The sequence below is a fragment of the Streptomyces sp. NPDC005374 genome, assembly GCF_042872225.1.
Classification (GTDB): Bacteria; Actinomycetota; Actinomycetes; order Streptomycetales; family Streptomycetaceae; genus Streptomyces.
In genome coordinates, this window is record NZ_JBIAKA010000020.1 from 189216 (window position 1) to 209015 (window position 19800).

Here is a 19800-nt window from a genome sequence, read left to right on the forward strand (position 1 = left end):
ACTTCGTGACCTGAATCACTTCGAAGTCACGAATCACTCAATATACGCAGGGAAAACCCCCGGGCGCAACGCCACCCGGGGGTTTTCTCATGTGTCAGTTCCTGGGCGTGGAGTTCAGGGGGGCGCCCTGCGAGGTGCCCGACTGGGCGAGATGGATCGTCGTGTGCGTGGTCGACCCGGTGGAGGCCGCACCGCTGTTGTTGCACATCGACTGGCGCTCGGATGCGTTCATCGGGCGGGTCTGGACGGTGACGGTCGAGTACTGCATCTCGTCCGGGTCGTACTGCGTGAGCGTCGGGTAGGCGTACCACACGAAGTGGCCGTGGCGGCGCTTGGGATAGTTGATGACCATGCGGCCCGTGACCCGCTGCATCGCCGGGGCGATCGTCGCGAAGCCGATCGAGTACGAGGGCACCTCGCTGCCGATCTCCTGGGTCTCCGAGGTGGAGTACGACCAGGTGTGGCCGAAGCTCGTCTGGATCGAGGCGCTGAAGACCTTCGACAGGCCCGCTTCCACACTGGCGGAGACGCTGATGCTGTTCTCCTCCGTGCGAGACTCGGTCGTCTGCCGGCCGAAGGTGATCGTCCCTCCGCAGGCGTGCACGGTGGAGCTGACCTGCTTCGCGGGGCCCGTGAAGATGGTCCGGCTCGCCGGTTCGAACCGGCACCGGTCGGCCTTGCCCAGGCCGTCCACCTTCTGCGTGCAGGAGGTGAGCAGAGCCGATTGGTCGTACCAGTTATCGTCCGCGGCCTGAGCGGAGACGGTGCCGGCCAGCATCGCGCCGACCGCCACCGTGCCGATCACGGCCACACCGGTGGAACGACGTATCCGACGTTCGGCTCCCGTGAGAAGTGCGTTCACTTCACGGCCTTTCTCTCGTGCTGTGGGGGGTGGAAAAGGCTGGAACTCAAAGGAGACGCAGGAGCGCTCCCATGACGCTACGAAGAAGTTCCGAAAGCGCTTGTCCCTGGGTTGCTCGATATTTATAGCATCCGATTCTTATTCCACAACGGGCCCACAGCAAAGGGAAAGCAAAGCGGTCGCGCCGAATTCGATCTTAGTTCCTCGCGCACCGAAAAGTGCAAGGATTAACTACCTACTGGTAATTAATCGACGGAATTCCCGTCAGACAACGGCCGACAGCTCCTGGAGCAGTCGCCGTTTCGGCCTGGCACCCACCATCGACAGCACCGGTTCGCCGTTCTTGAACACCATGAAGGTGGGCATGGAAAGCACCTGGAATGTGTTCGTCGTCACCGGGTTGGTGTCCACGTCCAGCTGAACCACCCTGAACCGCTCCCCCTCCTCCGCCGCGAGGGCGGTCAGCACCGGCCCCATCTGCCGGCACGGCGGACACCAGTCGGCGGTGAACTCCACCAGCACCGGCAGCTCCGCACCGATCACCTCCGTCGCGAAGTCCGCGTCCGTCACCTCGGCCACACCCGCTGCCCTGATCACAGTTCCTGTCCTCCCAGTTCGCACACCGGTTCCGGACCGCCCGGAACCTCCGCCTCGGCGGCCAGCCCGTCACGCGCCCGCTCGGCCCGCTCCAGCTGCTGCCCGACCTGGGCCCGCACGGTCTGCAACTCGCCGATCAGCGCGTCCAGGTCCTCGAGCTTGCGCCGGTAGACCGCGAGCGAGGCGGGGCACGAATCACCCTCGGGGTGCCCGGCCCGCAGACACTCCACGAAGGGCCGTGTCTCCTCCAGGTCGAACCCGAAGTCCTGGAGCGTCCTGATCTGACGGAGCAGCTTCAGGTCGTCCTCGTCGTAGGTCCGGTATCCGTTGTGCCCTCGCCGGGCGGGCAACAGGCCCCGCGCCTCGTAGTAGCGCAGCGTCCGCGTCGTGGTCCCGGCCCGTGCGGCCAGCTCGCCGATTCGCATGCCCATGAACGTAGTCCTTGACGCCGACGTCAAGGCAAGAGCGGTTTGTGCGGCGCCGGAGAATCCCCTGCGCATTTCCCTTTACGGCCGTCCGTGTGGCCCATGTGCCCGGAAGTGCGGACGACTTCACCGGCCCGCGCACGCGGCCTCGCACGGGCCGCAGCACACGGAGGAGTCGCGGGGGGCGGTGGCCACGCACTTTCCGGAAGGCAAGACCGTCCTCCAGGCCGTCGGGGTCTCGCCGTTCTCCTGCGCACGCCCCTACGGCCTCGTACGGCAGATGCGCAACTCCCGCGCCGCCGGTTCGGGTTCACCTTCGGCGACGTACGCCGATGGCTGCCGGGGCCGTGGCCCGGACTCTCGCAGCGAGGGACCTCGGCGTGCACCCGGCCCGCGCGGCGAACGCCGACCGTCACCGGGGAGCCACGACCCCCGTCCACGGCTCCCCGGCGCGCTCGGCCCACTCACCGGCCGCTTCCGGGCGCCCGGTGAGCAGCAGGAGCAGGGAGGTGATCGGGCCGCTGACCGTCTCGCCCTCCCCGCGCGTCCACTCGATGTCGGTGGCGACGAGCCGCGCCTTCGGCAGGGGCCAGGGGCGCGGCGGGAACCGCATGGTCCACACCCGGTCGGCGGCATCCCGGGCGGCAGCGGGGGGCACCGGGCGTTCCCGGCCGAGGGCCAGGGCGATGTCCTGGCCGTGGACGAGGAGGTCGAGGAGGGGTTCGCGGGGTGAGGTGGTCGGCGCGAGGCGGCGGGAGCCGACGGTCGAGCGCAGGTTGGCGACGATCTCACCGACCGGCAGCTCCGCCTCGCGGACCGCCGAGTCGTGGATCATGCGGTTCCAGTTCCCCCGGGCGCGGACCATCTCCCGTACGACCTGGCCGTAGGAGAAGCGCGCCGCGACGGTGAGATGCGCCGCGAGGTCCCGCACCCGCCAGTCCCCGCACCGCGTGCGCGTCTCCCACTCCTCGGGGCTCAGGCCTTCCAGCAGAACGGCCAGACTCGCCCGCTCCTGGTCGACGATCCGCCAGAGCTCGTCGGTGTCCAGCGCTGCATCCGATACGGCACCCATGGAGATCACCCACTCAAGTGGTAAGCTTCACTGACTAAATTAGTCAGAGTCTCTGACTAATGTCAAGCAGTGCGAGGGAGCATCGACCATGGTGGCGGAGAGCGAGCTCAACACGGGCGTGCTCCTTTTCCTCCCGTACCGGGCCCTGGAGAACCGTATCTTCGCCGTGCTCGCGGAGGCCGGCTTCGACGACTTCACGCCCGCCCAGGCCCGGGTCATGCAGCGCATCGGCCCGAACGGCACGCGACTGACGGAACTGGCCGAGCAGGCCCAGATCACCAAGCAGACCGCGGGCTTCCTGGTCGACCAGCTGGAGAAGGCGGGCTATGTCACCCGCATCCCGGACCCGACCGACAAGCGGGCCCGGCTGGTGTGCGGCGCGGCGAAGGCGTGGGCGGCGAAGGAGGTCGCCGACGGGGTGGTCGCCGCGGTGGAGAAGGAATGGGAGGAGCACCTCGGCAGGCGCCGTGTGAAGCAGCTGCGCGAGGCACTGACCCTGCTGCGGGAGATCACCGACCCGTGGGCCGAACCCACCTAGGGCTGCCCTAGACGGCGACCGCCCTCGCCGCCTCCTCGACCTCCAGCAGGGACGCGCTCTGCCGTTCCTCCTCGAAGGCCCGGTGCCCGCCGCGCAGGCCGAACAGGCGCTTGGCGAGGAGGATGTAGAGGACGGCGAGCACGTTCAGCACCAGGGTGCCGATCTTCAACCAGCTGATGCGCTCGGTGAGTTCGTAGATCTCCAGAGGGAGGAAGGCGGCCGTCGCGACCACCGTCAGGTACTCCGCCCAGCGCCTGGCGTACCAGAGGCCGACCGCCTCGACGAGTTCGATCAGGGCGTACGCCAGCAGCAACACGGCCACCAGGACAAGGGTGTTGTGCTTGTAGCCGAAGGTCTTCTGGACGGTGTCGACGATCGGCGAGTGGTCGAGGTCGTAGTGGAAGTGCTTGAACACCGGCCGGAAGACGTCCAGATACTCGTCGAAGAGTCTGCGCACCGAGTCCTGGCTGTTGCTGAACTTCCACACCGCCACCGCGGCCAGCACGATGAACACCCCGCGCACCGCCCGCTCGATCGCGAGAAAGCGGAGGATGAACAGATCCCTGAGCACCTTGCCGCGCGGCACCAGGGGCGCGTGGTCGGCGGGGCCCGAGCCGTGCGGCTCACCGAGGGCGAAGTCACCGCAGCGCAGGCATCGCCAGGCCTCCCCGAGGGCGGTCCCGGCCGACAGCCGCTCCCGCAGGTGGAGTTCGTCCGGCGCGTACGTCACATGACCGCGGCGCGCGCACGTCCGCCGGTCCCAGTCGATCTTCATCCCCCGTGTGCCTCCGATGAGAAAACGTGCCGTCAGGGGAGGGCACGCTAGTGGGGTCCGGTAAGAGTCCGGTGAGAGAGCGGGTGGGTTACAACGGTGTGCAATGCACGCGTACTGCACATCGCCGTGCAAGTCCGGCCCGGAGGGGCAGAATGGCGCCCATGACCACGGGCCACTCCAGTCGCGCCGACGCCAACCGCCGCCGCATCCTCGATGTCGCACTCACCGAACTGCTGCGCGACCCGGACGCGTCCATGGAGCAGATCGCCCGCGCCGCAGGGGTCGTACGGCGGACGGTGTACGGGCACTTCCCGAGCCGTGAGGCGCTGATCGGCACGCTCGTCGACGGTGCCGTCGAGGCGGTGGCGGCCGCTCACGCAGCGGGCCGCGAGGGCGCCCAGGATCTCGCGCAGGCCGTGGCCGGCTCCGTGCTCGCGGTCTGGGAGGTCGCCGACCGTTACCGGATCCTGTTGGCGCTCGCACGGCGCAGCGTGACCGTGCAGGGCATCCGCGAGCGGCTGGCCCCCGTGCGCGCCGCCCGCACCGAGCTGCTCCAACGCGGCCTGGACGAGGGCGTGTTCGTCTCACCGCTGCCCGCGCCCGCACTGGCGTACGTCCATGAGCAGATGCTGTTCGCGGTGATGGAGGCGGTGAACGACGGCCTGCTGACAACGCAGGAGGCGGGCCGCTCCGCCGCGGTCACGACTCTGACCGCGGCGGGCGTGCCCGCCTCTCTGGCCACCGCGCTGGTGGCGAAACTGCGCGACTGAGTTCTGCGTGGGGAGTGAGTCCGGGCGGCCGAGCTACGGGGGAGTACTCGGCCGCCCGGGGTGGGCGAGCCGGGCCCGGGTTCAGGTCGGGCCCGACCCCGCTTGCGGGTGGCCGTGCGGCCACCGGTCCAGGGCCGCTCAGGCCTTGGCGAGCTCCTTGTCGCCCTGCTCGGGGGCGTCCGGCTCGGCGGCGAGCTCGTCGTCCTGGTCGAGGAGGGTCTTCTCGTCGAAGGGCAGGTGACCGGCGAGCACCTGGTCGACGCGCTCGCGGTCGATCTCCTTGGTCCAGGTGCCGATCAGGATGGTGGCGACGGCGTTGCCCGCGAAGTTGGTCAGGGCGCGCGCCTCGCTCATGAAGCGGTCGATGCCGACGATCAGGCCGATGCCGTCCACCAGGGCGGGCTTGTGCGACTGGAGGCCACCGGCCAGGGTCGCCATGCCGGCGCCGGTGACACCCGCGGCACCCTTCGAGGCGACGAAGAGGAACAGCAGCAGCGGGATCTGCTCACTGACGGCCATCGGCGTACCCATGGCGTCGGCGATGAACAGCGAGGCCATGGTCATGTAGATCATGGTGCCGTCGAGGTTGAAGGAGTAGCCGGTCGGGATGGTGATGCCGACCACCGGCTTGCTGACGCCCAGGTGCTCCATCTTCGCGATGACGCGCGGCAGCGCGGACTCGGAGGAGGAGGTCGACAGGATCAGCAGGAACTCACGGCCGAGGTACTTGAAGAGCGTCAGGATGTTGAGGCCTGCGACGACCCGCAGCAGCGTGCCGAGCACGATGAAGACGAACAGGACGCAGGTGGCGTAGAAGCCGAGCATCAGGACGGCGAGGCTCTTGAGGGCGTCGACACCGGCGGAACCGACCACGGCGGCCATCGCGCCGAAGGCACCGAGCGGGGCGGCCCACATGACCATGGACAGGACGCGGAAGACGAGCCGCTGGATGTGCTCCACACCGCGCAGGACGGGCTGGCCGACCGGGCCCATGGCCTGCAGCGCGAACCCGACGAGCAGGGCGATCAGCAGGGTCTGGAGGACCTCGCCCTCGGTGAAGGCGGAGACGAAGGTCGTCGGGATGATGCCGAGCAGGAACTCCGTGGTGTCCTTGGCCTCCGCGTCGACCTGGGCGTGACCGGCGTTCTTGATCGCGTCGGTGACGGCGAGACCGGTGCCCGGCTCCAGGATGTTGCCGACGACCAGGCCGATGCCCAGCGCGACCAGCGACATGACCGTGAAGTAGGCCAGCGCGATACCGCCGACCGCGCCGACCTTGGCGGCCTTGCGGACCGATCCGATGCCGAGCACGATCGTGCAGAAGATGATCGGCGAGATCATCATCTTGATCAGGTTCACGAACCCGGTGCCGATCGGCTTCAGCTCGACCGCGAAGTCGGGGGCGACCAGGCCGACGGTGATACCGATGGCGACCGCGACGATCACCGCGATGTACAGATAGTGGGTGCGGTCCCGCTTCGCGGGTGCGGCAGGTGCCGTATCGGGGGTGCTGGCGGCCACGGCTGCCCTCCTTGACGTCTTCGTCGGTATGACCGGCGTGCGGCTCACGTCCGGGCTTTTGAGGAATGCCGTGACTATCTCCTGCCCTGTGAGGGCGGTCACCCTTCCGTTCATTTAGTTCACCGGGACATGAACACGGTCACCCGTGACCAGGAGGGTGACCAGGAGGTCTCCCGCCCGTCGATCCCGGCCCGGACCTGGAATTTCCCCGGTCCGCGGGGGCAGCGGTCAAATTCGGCCATGGGGCAGACTGACGGCATGCGCATCCCCGCGGTACCGAGACCCCGCAGTCTGGCGGCCCAGCTCTTCGCCATGCAGGCCGTGCTGATCACGGTGGTCGTCGCGGGATACGCGCTGTTCACGTACGTCAGCGACCGCGGCCAGGCCGAGAACGCGGCACGCGACCAGGCCAGGGTGGTGGCGCGGGCGGTCGCGGACTCCCCGTCCGTGCGGCAGGCGATCGGCACCGCGGATCCGACGGCCGAACTTCAGCCCTACGCGCTCCGGGTCATGGCCGACACCGAGGTCGACTTCGTCACGATCATGAGTCCGCAGGGCATCCGCTGGACCCACCCCGACCGGAAGCAGATCGGCAGACACTTCCTCGGCAACACCGAACGCGCGCTCGAGGGCAAGACCTTCACGGAGACCTACAAGGGCACGTTGGGCACCTCGGTCCGGGCGGTCACCCCCGTCAAGGACGACCGCGGGCAGGTCATCGGCCTGGTCAGCGCCGGCATCCAGGTCAAGAAGATCAGCGAGCGGGTCCAGGACCAGCTCACGGCCCTGCTCGCCGTCGCGGGCAGCGCGCTCGCACTCGGCGCCGTCGGCACCTACGTCGTCAACGCGCGCCTGCGCCGCCACACCCACGGCATGAACGCGGCGGAGCTCAGCCGGATGCACGACTACCACCAGGCCGCCCTGCACGCCGTACGCGAGGGGCTGCTGATGCTGGACGGGCAGTACCGGGTCGCGCTGATAAACGACGGTGGACGGGAGTTGCTGGGTGTGTCCCCGGAACACCGGGTGATCGGGCGGTCGGTGGCGGACCTCGGGCTGCCGGCGCCGCTGACGGGTGCGCTCCTCTCCTCCGAGCCGCGGGTCGACGAGGTGCATCTGACGGCTTCACGGGTCCTGGTCGTCAACACCTCGCCGGTCTCCGGCGGAGAGCAGCGCGGCACCGTGGTCACCCTGCGCGATGTCACCGAACTCCAGTCCCTGATGGGCGAGTTGGACTCCGAGCGCGGCTTCACGCAGGCGCTGCGCTCGCAGGCCCACGAGGCGGCGAACCGGCTGCACACGGTCGTCTCCCTGATCGAACTGGACCGCGTGGAGCAGGCGGTGGACTTCGCGACGGCGGAGCTTGAGCTGGCACAGGCGCTCACCGACCAGGTGGTGGCGGCGGTGGGTGAGCCGGTGCTGGCGGCGCTCCTGCTGGGGAAGACGGCCCAGGCCAACGAGCGGGGCGTGGAGCTGGTGGTCTCGGACGACAGCCGCCTGGACGACGGACTGCTCCCCGACACCCTTCCGGCCCGGGACCTGGTCACCATCCTCGGCAACCTCATCGACAACGCGGTCGACGCGGCCCAGGGCAGCCTGCGGGCGCGGGTGACGGTGACGGCGTACGCGGCGGACGGCGGCCTGCTCCTGCGGGTCTCGGACACGGGCCCGGGTGTCGACCCCGACCACGCCGAGGCGGTCTTCCAACGCGGCTTCTCCACGAAGCCGGCGGGTCCGGGCGGGCGCGGGCTCGGCCTGGCCCTGGCCCGGCAGGCGGTCACCCGCTGCAAGGGAACCCTGACGGTGGCGGAGGCGGAAGGGGGCGGCGCGGAGTTCGAGGTCCACCTGCCGTTGGAAGCCGAACCCCACACCCCCGCCGAACCCGACACCCCGACCGCCCCCCACGCCACCGCCGCAGACAGCCCCCACGCTTCCGCCGAACCCGGCGACCGCGAGGGGCCCCGCAGGTCCGGCGAACCCAGCGACGCCTACGAGCCCCGCAACTCCGCCGAACCCAGCAACCCCCACGAGCCCCGCAACCCCCACGAGCCCCGGAGCCCCGGCGAACCCAGCAACCCCGGCGGGCGCGGATCCCGAGGCTCTGCCGGACCAGGCGACTCCGACAGGTCCAGTGACTCCGGCGAACCCAGCGAGTCCCACGCCTTGGGCGATCCGGTCGGGCCCCTCGCCTCCGGGCACCCCGGTGAGCCGGGCGAGCCAGGCGACTTGAGCGTGTCCCGCGCTTCCGTCGAACCCGACGCCTCCGCCGAACCCCGCGCCCCCGACAGGCACGGCGCCCCCCGGGGCTCCGCCGGAGCCGGCGACTCCGATCAGCCCCCTGCCCTCGCCGACCCCAGCGGCTCCGACGAGACCCGCGCCTCCGCCGACCCCGGCAACCCCGTCGAGGCCGGTCCCGGCGAATCCGAGGCCTCCGGTGGCCTCCGCACCCCCAGAACCCCCGAAGCTGCCACGGCCCCCCGAGGTGACGTATGACCGGTGAGCAGCTCATCCGTGTTCTGGTCGTCGAGGACGATCCGGTGGCCGCCGACGCGCACGTCATGTACGTGAACCGGGTCGCCGGCTTCACAGCCGTCGGCAAGGCGCACACGGGCGGGGAGGCCCGGCGGCTGCTGGATCGTACGGCCGTGGACCTGCTCCTCCTCGACCTGCACCTGCCGGACGGCCACGGTCTCCAGCTGGCGCGCTCGCTGCGGGCGGCGGGACACCAGGCCGACGTGATCGCGGTGACGTCGGCCCGGGATCTGACGGTCGTCCGCGAGGGCGTCTCGCTGGGCGTCGTGCAGTACGTACTGAAGCCGTTCACCTTCGCCACCCTGCGCGACCGGCTGATCCGCTACGCCGAGTTCCACGCGGCGGCAGGCGAGGCGAGCGGCCAGGACGAGGTGGACCGCGCGCTGGCCACGCTCCGGGCACCGGGCCCGGCCGCCCTGCCCAAAGGGCTCAGCGCACCGACCCTGGAGCGCGTGACGGTCGCCCTGCGCGACTGCGCGGAGGGGCTCACGGCGACCGGGCTCGCCGAGGTGGTCGGAATCTCCCGGATCACGGCCCGTCGTTACCTGGAGCATCTGGTCGACGCGGGCCGGGCGGCACGCAGTCCGCAGTACGGGACGGTGGGGCGGCCGGAGCTGCAGTACCGGTGGGTCACACGGCAGCAGCCCTAGAAGCGCGCGCTCACTCCCCGGGGAGCACCCCCGGCCGGAACGGCTCCACCCCCACCACCCGGCGCACCCGCACCGGCTCGATCAGCAGCATCACCCGCCGCTCTCCCTCGAGGAGCCACGGGTACCGCTCCTCGCCGATGTACTTCTGCGTGAGGCGGTCCATGGAGCGTTCCGCCTCCTCGCCCTCGACGAAGCGGACGACCCGGCCCCGGATCTCGACGCGGTCGTAGGGGTTCTCGGGGTCGTGGTGGGAGAGGGAAACGTTCGGATTGCGCCGCAGGTTTTCCTCCTTCACACGTCCGATCGCCGTGTTGACCATGACGTACTCACCTTCGAGATCCGCCCACATGGGCGAGACCTGCGGTGCTCCGTCCGGACCGACGGTCGCGAGATGCCAGAAGTTCGGCGCCAGCAACCGCTCGCGAATATGCCCCTCTACCTTGCCATTCACTTCGTACACGAAGATCACACCTCTTTCCGGCCACCCGTGCGGGCACCCGGCGCCATCCTCGCGAGCCCGCCCGCGCCGCCGACAGACGATCTTCGGCCAGCCCGAACTCACGGCCGAAACCGTAGATTCCCACAATCCGTGATCCTGGCCGAACAGACCGTAGTCACCGCACTCCCCCGCCCCTAGCTTGTGGGCCGTGCGCCGACCCCCAGCCCTGCCGAACCAGCCCGGACCGCCCTTCGACAACCTCACCGCCCGCAGACTCCGTGTCGCCCTCGGCATGGGGCCCGAGCACGTGGCCTACGGGCTGCGCGTCTCGTACGGGCTCCCCTACGTCACGCCGGATCTCGTCCTCGCCTGGGAGCGCGGGATCGTCTGCCCCACCAGTCCGGAACTCACCGCTCTCGCGGGCGTGCTGTGGTGCTCGCCGGGTGAACTCATCGGCCGCCCCCGCACCCTGCGCGAGCACCGCGTCGCGCGTGGTATCGCCCCCGAGGACGTCGCCCGCACCGTCGGTGTCGAACTGCTCGTCTACCTCGGCATGGAGGAGCACGACGAGTGGCGCGGCACCGACCGTCAGTCCACCGCCCTGGCCGAACTGCTGGAGCTGAACCTGCCGGACTTCGTCGCCGTAACGGGCCGCGAGAAGCGGCTCGCGGAGTGTCTGCGCGGCGCGGTCGGCACCCGCTGGCAGGCCTACGTCCGTCAGGTCGCGAAGATCGTGCCCCTGGACCGGCGCCTGGTGGAGGACACCCTCCAGGAGCTGCACCGGCAGTACCAGGGACAGATGGTCTCCACCCTGAACTGGGGCGGAGGCGGCACGGACGCCGGAGGGGCCGGCCGGGACTTCCTGGACGAGATCGTGCAGCGCTTCTGGGAGGCGGTGGAGAGACGGCCGTAGCGGAGCAGGCGAGCCGAGCAGGCGGTCCCTAGAAGACCGACTCCGCCTCGTCCATCCGGTCCTTCGGGACCGTCTTCAGCTCGGTGACCGCCTCGGCGAGCGGCACCATCACGATGTCGGTGCCCTTGAGCGCGGTCATCCTGCCGAACTGGCCCCGGTGCGCGGCCTCCACCGCGTACCAGCCGAAGCGGGTGGCGAGGACCCTGTCGTACGCGGTGGGCACGCCGCCGCGCTGCACATGGCCCAGGATGACCGGCTTGGCCTCCTTGCCGAGCCGGCGCTCCAGCTCGTACGCCAGAGCCGTACCGATGCCCTGGAAGCGCTCGTGGCCGAACTGGTCGATCGCGCCGTGGCCGTAGTCCATGCTGCCCTCGGCGGGGTGGGCGCCCTCGGCGACGCAGACGACGGCGAACTTCTTGCCGCGGGCGAAGCGCTCCTCGACCATCTTGACCAGGTCGGCCGGGTCGAAGGGGCGCTCGGGCAGGCAGATGCCGTGGGCGCCGGCGGCCATGCCGGACTCCAGGGCGATCCAGCCCGCGTGCCGGCCCATGACCTCGACGACCATCACGCGCTGGTGGGACTCGGCGGTGGTCTTGAGGCGGTCCATCGCCTCGGTGGCGACACCGACCGCGGTGTCGAAACCGAAGGTGCGGTCGGTGGAGGAGATGTCGTTGTCGATCGTCTTCGGGACGCCGACGACCGGGAGACCGGCGTCGGACAGCATCCGGGCCGCGGTGAGCGTGCCCTCGCCGCCGATCGGGATGAGCGCGTCGATGCCGAACTCGTGGATCATGTCGGAGGCGTTCTCGCACGCCTCGCGCAGCCGGTCGCGCTCCAGGCGGGAGGAACCGAGGATGGTGCCGCCGCGGGCCAGGATGCCGCTGACGCTGTCCAGGTCGAGGGTGCGGAAGCGGCCGTCCAGCAGGCCCGCGTAACCGTCCTCGAAGCCGATGACCTCGTCGCCGTAGTTGTCGACCGCTCGGTGCACGACCGACCGGATCACTGCGTTCAGACCAGGACAGTCGCCGCCTGCGGTGAGAACTCCGATGCGCATCGTGCTGTGTCTCCTGCTCGCTGTGGATACCGGTGAGCCGACTTCGATTCTTTCACGTCCCGCACGGCACCGTCGCATCCGGTGCTGACGGGCGCCTTATCCACCGATCGGGGTAGTGTCAAGAGGGTTTCCGCTCACCTCGGTGGGCGATTTTCATGACCTGCGCGAAAGAGGGAGAACACGCGTGACCCGCAGCGTGTACGTGACCGGTATCGACCGCGGCGACGGCCGCCAGGTCGTCGAACTGGGGGTCATGGAGCTGCTGACCCGCCAGGTCGACCGGGTGGGGGTGTTCCGTCCGCTGGTGCACCACAGTCCCGACCGGCTCTTCGAGCTGCTGCGCGCCCGCTACCGCCTCTCCCAGGACCCGGCCACCGTCTACGGCCTCGACTACCACGAGGCCTCCGCGCTGCAGGCCGAGCGGGGCACCGACGAACTGGTCTCGACCCTCGTCGACCGCTTCCTCGTGGTGGCCCGCGACTTCGACGTCGTCCTGGTCCTCGGCACCGACTTCGCCGACACCCAGCTCCCGGACGAGCTCTCCCTCAACGCCCGGCTCGCCAACGAGTTCGGCGCCGCCGTGATCCCCGTCGTGGGCGGCCGGGGGCAGCCCGCCGAGTCGGTGCTCGCCGAGACCCGCAACGCCTACCGGGCCTACGCCGGCCTGGGCTGTGACGTCCTCGCCATGGTCACCAACCGGGTGGCCCGCGAGGACCGGGACGAGATCGCCGAGCGGCTGTCCGGCCGGATGCCCGTGCCCTGTTACGTCGTGCCGGACGAGCCCGCCCTGGCCGCGCCCACCGTCGCCCAGATCGGCCAGGCCCTCGGCGCCCGGGTGATCCTCGGCGACGACTCCGGGCTCGCCCGGGACGCGCTCGACTTCGTCTTCGGCGGCGCGATGCTGCCGAACTTCCTGAACGCCCTGACCCCTGGCTGCCTGGTGGTCACCCCGGGCGACCGCGCGGACCTGGTCGTCGGCTCACTCGCCGCGCACAGCGCCGGCACCCCGCCGATAGCGGGTGTGCTCCTCACCCTCAACGAGGTGCCGAGCGACGCCGTCCTCACCCTCGCCGCCCGCCTCGCCCCCGGCACCCCGGTGCTCTCGGTGCCCGGCACCAGCTTCCCCACCGCCGCCGAACTCTTCGCCCTGGAAGGGAAGTTGAACGCGGCCACGCCCCGCAAGGCAGAGACCGCACTCGGCCTCTTCGAGCGCTACGCCGACACCGCCGACCTCGCCCGCCGGGTCTCCGCGCCGAGCAGCGACCGCGTCACGCCGATGATGTTCGAGCACAAGCTGCTGGAGACGGCCCGCTCCGACAAGCGCAGGGTCGTGCTCCCCGAGGGCACCGAGCCGCGTGTCCTGCACGCCGCCGAGGTCCTGCTGCGCCGGGGCGTCTGCGACCTCACCCTGCTCGGCCCGCTCGACCAGATCCGCAAGAAGGCCGCCGACCTCGGCATCGATCTGGGCGACTGCCAGTTGATCGACCCGGCCACCTCCGAACTGCGCGACTCCTTCGCCGAGAAGTACGCGGCCCTCAGGGCCCACAAGGGCGTCACGGTCGAGCTCGCCTACGACGTCGTCTCCGACGTGAACTACTTCGGCACCCTCATGGTCCAGGAGGGCCTCGCCGACGGCATGGTCTCCGGCTCGGTGCACTCCACGGCGGCCACGATCCGCCCGGCCTTCGAGATCATCAAGACCAAGCCGGACGCCGACATCGTCTCGTCCGTCTTCTTCATGTGCCTCGCCGACAGGGTGCTGGTGTACGGCGACTGTGCCGTGAACCCCGACCCGGACGCGGTGCAGCTCGCCGACATCGCCATCCAGTCGGCCGCGACCGCCGAGCAGTTCGGTGTGGAGCCACGGATCGCCATGCTGTCGTACTCCACCGGCACGTCGGGCTCGGGAGCCGACGTCGACAAGGTGCGCGAGGCCACCGAGCTGGTACGGCAGCGGCGGCCCGACCTCAAGATCGAGGGGCCGATCCAGTACGACGCGGCGGTGGAGCCGACCGTCGCGGAGACCAAGCTGCCGGATTCCGAGGTGGCCGGACAGGCAACGGTTCTGATCTTCCCGGACCTCAATACAGGTAACAACACCTACAAGGCCGTGCAGCGTTCGGCCGGCGCGATCGCCGTCGGCCCGGTGCTCCAGGGCCTGCGCAAGCCCGTCAACGACCTGTCCCGGGGCGCCCTGGTCTCGGACATCGTCAACACCGTCGCCATCACGGCGATCCAGGCCCAGAACCCGACCGATCAGAAGGCTTCCGCACAGTGAGTGCCACGCGCGTCCTCGTCCTCAACTCCGGCTCCTCGTCGCTGAAGTACCAGCTGCTCGACATGCGGGACAGCAGCAGGCCGGCGATGGGTCTCGTCGAGCGCATCGGTGAGCAGTCCTCGCGGCTCAAGCACACGCACGTGAAAGGCGACGCCACGCGTGAGTGGACCGGCCCGATCGCCGATCACGACGCCGCGCTGAAGGCCGTGGCGGAAGAACTGGCGAAGGACGGGCTCGGCCTGGACTCCCCCGATCTGGCCGCCATCGGCCACCGCGTGGTGCACGGCGGGCAGACCTTCACCGAGCCGACCGTGATCGACGAGGCCGTGCTCGCCGAGATCGAGCGGCTGATCCCGCTCGCCCCGCTGCACAACCCGGCCAACCTCACCGGCATCCGCACCGCGCGGGCACTGCGCCCGGACCTGCCCCAGGTCGCCGTCTTCGACACGGCGTTCCACACCACGATGCCGGAGTCGGCCGCGCGCTACGCGATCGACGTGGAGACCGCCGACGCGCACCGCATCCGGCGCTACGGCTTCCACGGCACCTCGCACGCGTACGTGTCCCGCGCGACGGCCGAGCTGCTCGGCCGGGCGCCGCAGGACGTCAACGTGATCGTGCTGCATCTCGGCAACGGCGCGTCCGCCTCGGCGGTCCTGGGCGGCCGGTGCGTGGACACCTCCATGGGGCTCACGCCTTTGGAGGGGCTCGTGATGGGTACGCGCTCCGGTGACATGGACCCGGCCGTCATCTTCCATTTGATGCGTGTTGGCGGAATGTCCACGGACGAGATCGACACTCTTCTCAACAAGAAGAGCGGGTTGACGGGCCTGTGCGGGGACAACGACATGCGGGAGATCCGCCGCCGGATCGACGAGGGCGACGCACGGGCACGGCTGGCCTTCGACATCTACATTCACCGGTTGAAGAAGTACATCGGCGCCTATTACGCGGTGCTCGGCAGAGTGGACGCGATCGCGTTCACAGCAGGTGTCGGGGAGAACGCGGCCGAGGTGCGCGCGGCCGCCGTGGCGGGCCTGGAGCAGCTGGGACTGTCGCTCGACCCGGAGCTGAACGCCGTGCGCGCGGGCGAGCCGCGGCTGGTGTCGTCGGCGAACTCACGAGTAGCGATCGCGGTGGTGCCGACGGATGAAGAATTGGAAATCGCGACACAGACTTACGCACTGGTCGGACATGAAAGCGACTGAGCGGTAACCGCAACTGAGCACGGTCCCGCCCATTTGTATCTTCCGCCAGACGGAATATTCCGTAGCGAAACAAACCGATAGGATCGCCCCCATGCGCCGTTCGAAAATCGTTTGTACTCTCGGCCCCGCGGTCGACTCCCACGAGATGCTGGTCTCGCTGATCGAGGCCGGAATGAACGTGGCCCGTTTCAACTTCAGCCACGGCACGCACGCCGAGCACCAGGGGCGGTACGACCGCGTCCGCGCCGCCGCCAAGGAGACGGGCCGGGCCATCGGTGTCCTCGCCGACCTCCAGGGCCCGAAGATCCGGCTGGAGACCTTCGCCGAGGGCCCCGTCGAGCTGGAGCGCGGTGACGAGTTCGTCATCACCGCCGAGGACGTCCCGGGTGACAAGAGCATCTGCGGGACGACCTACAAGGGCCTGCCCGGTGACGTCTCCGCCGGCGACCAGATCCTGATCAACGACGGCAACGTCGAGCTGAAGGTCCTGGCCGTCGAGGGCCCGCAGGTCAAGACGATCGTCATCGAGGGCGGTGTCGTCTCCGACCACAAGGGCATCAACCTGCCCGGCGCGGCCGTGAACGTCCCGGCGCTGTCCGAGAAGGACGTCGAGGACCTCCGCTTCGCGCTGCGCATGGGCTGCGACATGGTCGCGCTGTCCTTCGTGCGCGACGCCAAGGACGTCGACGACGTCCACAAGGTGATGGACGAGGAGGGCCGCCGGGTCCCCGTCATCGCCAAGGTGGAGAAGCCGCAGGCGGTGGACAACATGGAGGGCGTCGTGATGGCGTTCGACGCCGTCATGGTGGCCCGTGGTGACCTGGCCGTCGAGTACCCGCTCGAGAAGGTCCCGATGGTGCAGAAGCGCCTCATCGAGCTGTGCCGCCGCAACGCCAAGCCGGTGATCGTGGCGACCCAGATGATGGAGTCGATGATCACCAACTCCCGTCCGACCCGCGCCGAGGCCTCCGACGTGGCCAACGCGATCCTGGACGGCGCGGACGCGGTCATGCTGTCGGCGGAGTCGAGCGTGGGCGCGTACCCGATCGAGACCGTGAAGACGATGTCGAAGATCGTCGTCGCGGCCGAGCAGGAGCTGATGTCGAAGGGCCTGCAGCCGCTGGTCCCGGGCAAGAAGCCCCGTACCCAGGGTGGTTCGGTGGCCCGTGCGGCCTGCGAGATCGCCGACTTCCTCGGCGGCCGCGGCCTGGTGGCCTTCACCCAGTCCGGCGACACCGCCCGGCGCCTGTCGCGCTACCGCGCGTCGCAGCCGATCATCGCCTTCACCACCGACGAGAACACCCGCAACCAGCTCACCCTCAGCTGGGGCGTGGAGTCGCACGTGGTGCCGTTCGTGAACACCACGGACGAGATGGTCGACATGGTCGACCAGGAGATCGCCAAGATCAACCGCTTCAACCCGGGCGAGATCGTCATCATCACCGCCGGCTCGCCCCCCGGCGTCGCCGGCACCACCAACATGCTCCGCGTGCACCACATCGGCGGCGCGCAGCAGTAGGCAGTTGTCGTACGACACCGAGGGCGCTCCCTGCGACAGGGGGCGCCCTCGGTGTTGTGTCATGGCAGTTCGCGGGCCAGTCGCTCCCAGGCGCGGACTTCGCCCCAGCGAGGGTGTTCCGCGAGAAGCCCGGCCAACGGCCGTACCGGAGCCAGCAGACGCCGGATCATCCGAAGCGCCAGGATCCGCTCACGGAACGTCAGGATCTCGTCCGGTTTCACCTCCCGCCACCAGGAGGCCAGACTGTCGGCCTCCTCCACGGACATGGGCATGGCGGCAAGCGCGCGTCCGAGCACGGCCTCGGGGTCGAGCAATGCGACACCGGCGCGCGGTCCCATGTGGTCCAGGAGCCAGGACCGCAGCCACAGGTCCCGCAGCAGCCACTCGTTGCCCTGCTCGCCGACGGACCGTTCGGCAGCCGCCAGCAGCGCCGCCCACGCGTGCCCGATCTCGCCCCACTGCTCCTCGCTCAGCCAGGTCGGCCCGTCCGGACGGACCTGAAGCCGGGCGGCGAACTGCTGGGCTGCGGCCATCCACTGGCTCACGTCTCCGTCAACCGTGGCGACGCCCGGCGCCGACCAGCGGCGCACATGGCCGTCGAGGTCGAGCCGGTCGAGCTCCTCGAAGGGCCCCATCACCCGAACATCGTCTCCCGCCCGGAACGCGACTGTGCCCCGCCGGATCGGGCCCGGCGGGGCACAGTCATTTTGCGGCTCCCGGAAAGGTTCGTGAGGGGCGAGGCTCAGCTCTCGCTGTACTGGTGCATCCCGGGCACGGTCAGCGTTCCGCCGTACTGGGCGGCCTGCTGGACCGTCACATTGGTGAAGTAGATGATCGGGATGTTCAGCGGCGGGGGGCTGTCCGGGCTGAACGTGAGCGGGATCAGCCCCAGCAGGTTGCCGGAGATGCTCTCGGTGTACATGATCGTCTTGCCGGTGATCGTGGACTTCGTGCCCTTGCCCGCCTGCACGTGGTACGTCGTGCCCTGCTCGGTGACGGTCTGGTGGAGGTCATCGATCTCGGTGCCGCCGGAGATGACGTACTTCAGCACCTTCTTGGTCTTGCCGCTCGCGGTCTTGACCTTGACGACGCCCTGGTAGTCGGCTCCCTTGAGCCACAGCGCACTGGCCTTGAGGGTCCAGGCGTTGTCCGCCACGGTCACACCGGGCTCGGTGTCGCCCACGTCGTCCGTGGCGGCCGGGCAGTCCTCCGGGTCGGTGCCGGCACTCGCCGACGGGCTCGGGGAGGCCGTGGCGTCGGCCGCCGCCTCCTTCGCCGCCTCGGTGGTGTCCTCCACGGCCTTGGTGGTGTCCTTCGCCGCCTTGGACGCCGTGTCGGTCGTGTCCTTCACGGTGTCCTTGACCGTGTCGGTGACCTTGTCGGTCGTCTCCTTGACGGGGTCGCCCGCACTGTCGTCCGCGCTCTTGGACGCCGAGGCCGAGGGGGTCGGCGTAGGGCTGGCACTGGACGCATCGCCGGAACCGGAGCCGCCCGTGAAGATCCCGGTGATCGCGTCACCGATGTCCGTCAGGAGATTGCCGTCGTCGCTCGCGGAGGCGGACGGGGACGGCGTGGCGGCGTCGGAGCCGGAGCCTGCGGAGGAGGAGCTGTTCTCCTGCTTGCTCGCGGAGGCGGACGGGGACGGCGTGGGCGTGGCCGTGTCGTCGGAACCTGAATCCGACGAGGAGGAGCCGCTCGAACCGGAGTCCGACCCCGAGCCGGAGGAGGCCGAAGGGGACGGTGTCGCCGTGGCGTCGCCGGTGGAGGGTGACGAACTCGCCGATGCGGACGGGGAGGCGCTGCCGTCCAGTGCCGCGACGCAGTCCTTGTACTCGTCCGCCGTCAGGCTCTTCGTGAGCGGCGCGTCATCGGCCAGCGCGAGAGTGGGCGTGAAGCCCATCCCCATGAGAACCGCCGTCGGCATCGCCGCCAGGGCTATCGCCTTGCCCGCGGGCACGTGGAACCTGGTGAACAGTGGCTTCCTGGGTGCCGCGTGGCGGGGCCCGGATCTCGCACGGGACGTGTCCACGTCAGTCCCGTGGATCACCTCGTCAGCCGGCACTGTGCCTCCCGTTCGCCCCGTTGACCGGGCTCGTTCCTGACAGATCGTTCGGCTCGCCCACCGGGTCCACCGGCCGCAGGAGCGTGGTGTCGTAGTCCGTGGTGTCGTAGTCCGTGGCCTCGGGCGAGCCGCCCTCACCGGTCGTGTCCTGCTTGGCCGGCTCCTCCGCGGGCGGTACGCCCGGTGCCCACGACACGGCCATCGCCCCGCCGAACAAGGCGAAGAGGAAGCCGATGATGAAGCCGCCGAAGTTGGAGACGGGCAGGGACACCAGCCCGAGCAGGATCGCCGCGACACCCGCGAAGGTGCGTACGTGCTTCTGGAACCAGAGGGTGATGCCCAGGACGACGAGCAGTACGCCGATGATCAGGGATCCCGCGCCCGCCGTGGTGGCCATGGCGATGGTCAGGCCACCGAGCTGGAGGTGCGCGTACGGGAAGTACATGATCGGAAGGCCGCTGATCAAGACGAACAGCCCCGCCCAGAACGGGCGGCTGCCCCGCCAGGCGCGGAACTGCTGCCTCCGGTGGGCGAACTGGCCGGGCGCGGCAGGACTCTCGGCGCTCATGGAAAACAGCTCCCTGG

Annotated in this window: 18 protein-coding genes and 1 pseudogene; 8 read left to right on the top strand and 11 right to left on the bottom strand. The window is 69.8% G+C overall.

Annotated elements, in window-relative coordinates; all coding sequences use genetic code 11:
* Positions 1-94: 94 nt before the first annotated feature.
* The 4 genes from ACFYRX_RS38955 to ACFYRX_RS38970 form a co-directional block, all read right to left on the bottom strand.
* Positions 95-862 (bottom strand): hypothetical protein, encoded by a 768-nt coding sequence (locus ACFYRX_RS38955; protein ID WP_389110780.1) that lies wholly within the window; start codon positions 860-862, stop codon positions 95-97.
* Between the two features lie 264 nt (positions 863-1126).
* Positions 1127-1459: a thioredoxin family protein gene (locus tag ACFYRX_RS38960; protein WP_389110783.1), complete on the bottom strand. Its 333-nt coding sequence runs from the start codon at positions 1457-1459 to the stop codon at positions 1127-1129.
* Positions 1456-1884, bottom strand: coding sequence for a MerR family transcriptional regulator (locus ACFYRX_RS38965; protein WP_389110859.1), 429 nt, complete (start codon positions 1882-1884; stop codon positions 1456-1458). Before ACFYRX_RS38965 ends, ACFYRX_RS38960 begins: the two co-directional genes overlap by 4 nt.
* Before the next feature lie 412 nt (positions 1885-2296).
* Complete coding sequence (locus ACFYRX_RS38970; RefSeq protein WP_389110786.1) at positions 2297-2956, bottom strand: maleylpyruvate isomerase family mycothiol-dependent enzyme; 660 nt, start codon at positions 2954-2956, stop codon at positions 2297-2299.
* Positions 2957-3044: 88 nt separating this feature from the next.
* Here ACFYRX_RS38970 and ACFYRX_RS38975 point away from each other — a divergent pair, with 88 nt between their 5' ends.
* Complete coding sequence (locus ACFYRX_RS38975) at positions 3045-3494, top strand: MarR family winged helix-turn-helix transcriptional regulator (protein WP_389110789.1); 450 nt, start codon at positions 3045-3047, stop codon at positions 3492-3494.
* A gap of 7 nt (positions 3495-3501) precedes the next feature.
* Here the strand turns inward: ACFYRX_RS38975 and ACFYRX_RS38980 are convergent, their stop codons facing one another.
* Entirely contained in the window at positions 3502-4269 is a 768-nt protein-coding gene (locus ACFYRX_RS38980) for a DUF2127 domain-containing protein (protein WP_389110791.1), read from the bottom strand.
* Positions 4270-4421: 152 nt separating this feature from the next.
* On the opposite strand from ACFYRX_RS38980, the gene ACFYRX_RS38985 reads away from it, so the two are divergent.
* A complete protein-coding gene (locus ACFYRX_RS38985) occupies positions 4422-5039 on the top strand; it encodes a TetR/AcrR family transcriptional regulator (protein WP_389110794.1) in 618 nt (205 codons plus the stop codon).
* Between the two features lie 138 nt (positions 5040-5177).
* Here the strand turns inward: ACFYRX_RS38985 and ACFYRX_RS38990 are convergent, their stop codons facing one another.
* Entirely contained in the window at positions 5178-6560 is a 1383-nt protein-coding gene (locus ACFYRX_RS38990; RefSeq protein WP_389110796.1) for a cation:dicarboxylate symporter family transporter, read from the bottom strand.
* A gap of 258 nt (positions 6561-6818) precedes the next feature.
* Between ACFYRX_RS38990 and ACFYRX_RS38995 the strand changes: the two are divergent.
* Both ACFYRX_RS38995 and ACFYRX_RS39000 read left to right on the top strand, forming a co-directional pair.
* A pseudogene (locus tag ACFYRX_RS38995) lies at positions 6819-8414 on the top strand (ATP-binding protein); the annotation flags it as partial.
* Between the two features lie 635 nt (positions 8415-9049).
* Entirely contained in the window at positions 9050-9742 is a 693-nt protein-coding gene (locus ACFYRX_RS39000) for a response regulator (protein WP_389110799.1), read from the top strand.
* A 10-nt stretch (positions 9743-9752) separates the two neighbouring features.
* Here ACFYRX_RS39000 and ACFYRX_RS39005 read toward each other — a convergent pair whose 3' ends face one another.
* Entirely contained in the window at positions 9753-10211 is a 459-nt protein-coding gene (locus ACFYRX_RS39005; protein ID WP_389110802.1) for a PPOX class F420-dependent oxidoreductase, read from the bottom strand.
* A gap of 178 nt (positions 10212-10389) precedes the next feature.
* Here ACFYRX_RS39005 and ACFYRX_RS39010 point away from each other — a divergent pair, with 178 nt between their 5' ends.
* Positions 10390-11094, top strand: coding sequence for a helix-turn-helix domain-containing protein (locus ACFYRX_RS39010; protein WP_389110805.1), 705 nt, complete (start codon positions 10390-10392; stop codon positions 11092-11094).
* A 28-nt stretch (positions 11095-11122) separates the two neighbouring features.
* Here the strand turns inward: ACFYRX_RS39010 and ACFYRX_RS39015 are convergent, their stop codons facing one another.
* Positions 11123-12148 carry an ATP-dependent 6-phosphofructokinase gene (locus ACFYRX_RS39015; RefSeq protein ID WP_389110808.1) on the bottom strand — a complete coding sequence of 342 codons (1026 nt, stop codon included), beginning with the start codon at positions 12146-12148 and terminating at the stop codon, positions 11123-11125.
* A 184-nt stretch (positions 12149-12332) separates the two neighbouring features.
* On the opposite strand from ACFYRX_RS39015, the gene pta reads away from it, so the two are divergent.
* The 3 genes from pta to pyk all read left to right on the top strand — a co-directional run bounded on the left by pta (position 12333) and on the right by pyk (position 17153).
* Entirely contained in the window at positions 12333-14426 is a 2094-nt protein-coding gene (gene pta, locus ACFYRX_RS39020; RefSeq protein WP_389110811.1) for a phosphate acetyltransferase, read from the top strand.
* Positions 14423-15634, top strand: a complete 1212-nt coding sequence (locus ACFYRX_RS39025; protein ID WP_389110813.1) for an acetate kinase — start codon at positions 14423-14425, stop codon at positions 15632-15634. The genes pta and ACFYRX_RS39025 overlap by 4 nt, the downstream gene beginning before the upstream one ends.
* Before the next feature lie 91 nt (positions 15635-15725).
* Positions 15726-17153, top strand: coding sequence for a pyruvate kinase (pyk, locus tag ACFYRX_RS39030; protein WP_389110816.1), 1428 nt, complete (start codon positions 15726-15728; stop codon positions 17151-17153).
* A gap of 59 nt (positions 17154-17212) precedes the next feature.
* Here the strand turns inward: pyk and ACFYRX_RS39035 are convergent, their stop codons facing one another.
* From ACFYRX_RS39035 to ACFYRX_RS39045, 3 genes are all read right to left on the bottom strand, one after another.
* Complete coding sequence (locus ACFYRX_RS39035) at positions 17213-17788, bottom strand: hypothetical protein (RefSeq protein WP_389110817.1); 576 nt, start codon at positions 17786-17788, stop codon at positions 17213-17215.
* 107 nt (positions 17789-17895) lie between these two features.
* The gene (locus tag ACFYRX_RS39040) at positions 17896-19215 is read right to left on the bottom strand and encodes a hypothetical protein (RefSeq protein ID WP_389110820.1); all 1320 of its coding nucleotides are present in this window, start codon (positions 19213-19215) and stop codon (positions 17896-17898) included.
* Complete coding sequence (locus ACFYRX_RS39045) at positions 19205-19783, bottom strand: DUF6114 domain-containing protein (RefSeq protein ID WP_389110822.1); 579 nt, start codon at positions 19781-19783, stop codon at positions 19205-19207. The genes ACFYRX_RS39040 and ACFYRX_RS39045 overlap by 11 nt, the downstream gene beginning before the upstream one ends.
* Between the last annotated feature and the right edge of the window lie 17 nt (positions 19784-19800).

Coding starts and splice junctions, on each gene's coding strand:
- ACFYRX_RS38965 (WP_389110859.1), bottom strand. CDS start 1,884: ATGCGAATCGGCGAGCTGGCCGCACGGGCCGGGACCACGACGCGGACG.
- ACFYRX_RS38970 (WP_389110786.1), bottom strand. CDS start 2,956: ATGGGTGCCGTATCGGATGCAGCGCTGGACACCGACGAGCTCTGGCGG.
- ACFYRX_RS38975 (WP_389110789.1), top strand. CDS start 3,045: ATGGTGGCGGAGAGCGAGCTCAACACGGGCGTGCTCCTTTTCCTCCCG.
- ACFYRX_RS38980 (WP_389110791.1), bottom strand. CDS start 4,269: ATGAAGATCGACTGGGACCGGCGGACGTGCGCGCGCCGCGGTCATGTG.
- ACFYRX_RS38985 (WP_389110794.1), top strand. CDS start 4,422: ATGGCGCCCATGACCACGGGCCACTCCAGTCGCGCCGACGCCAACCGC.
- ACFYRX_RS39000 (WP_389110799.1), top strand. CDS start 9,050: ATGACCGGTGAGCAGCTCATCCGTGTTCTGGTCGTCGAGGACGATCCG.
- ACFYRX_RS39015 (WP_389110808.1), bottom strand. CDS start 12,148: ATGCGCATCGGAGTTCTCACCGCAGGCGGCGACTGTCCTGGTCTGAAC.
- pyk (WP_389110816.1), top strand. CDS start 15,726: ATGCGCCGTTCGAAAATCGTTTGTACTCTCGGCCCCGCGGTCGACTCC.
- ACFYRX_RS39035 (WP_389110817.1), bottom strand. CDS start 17,788: ATGGGGCCCTTCGAGGAGCTCGACCGGCTCGACCTCGACGGCCATGTG.
- ACFYRX_RS39045 (WP_389110822.1), bottom strand. CDS start 19,783: ATGAGCGCCGAGAGTCCTGCCGCGCCCGGCCAGTTCGCCCACCGGAGG.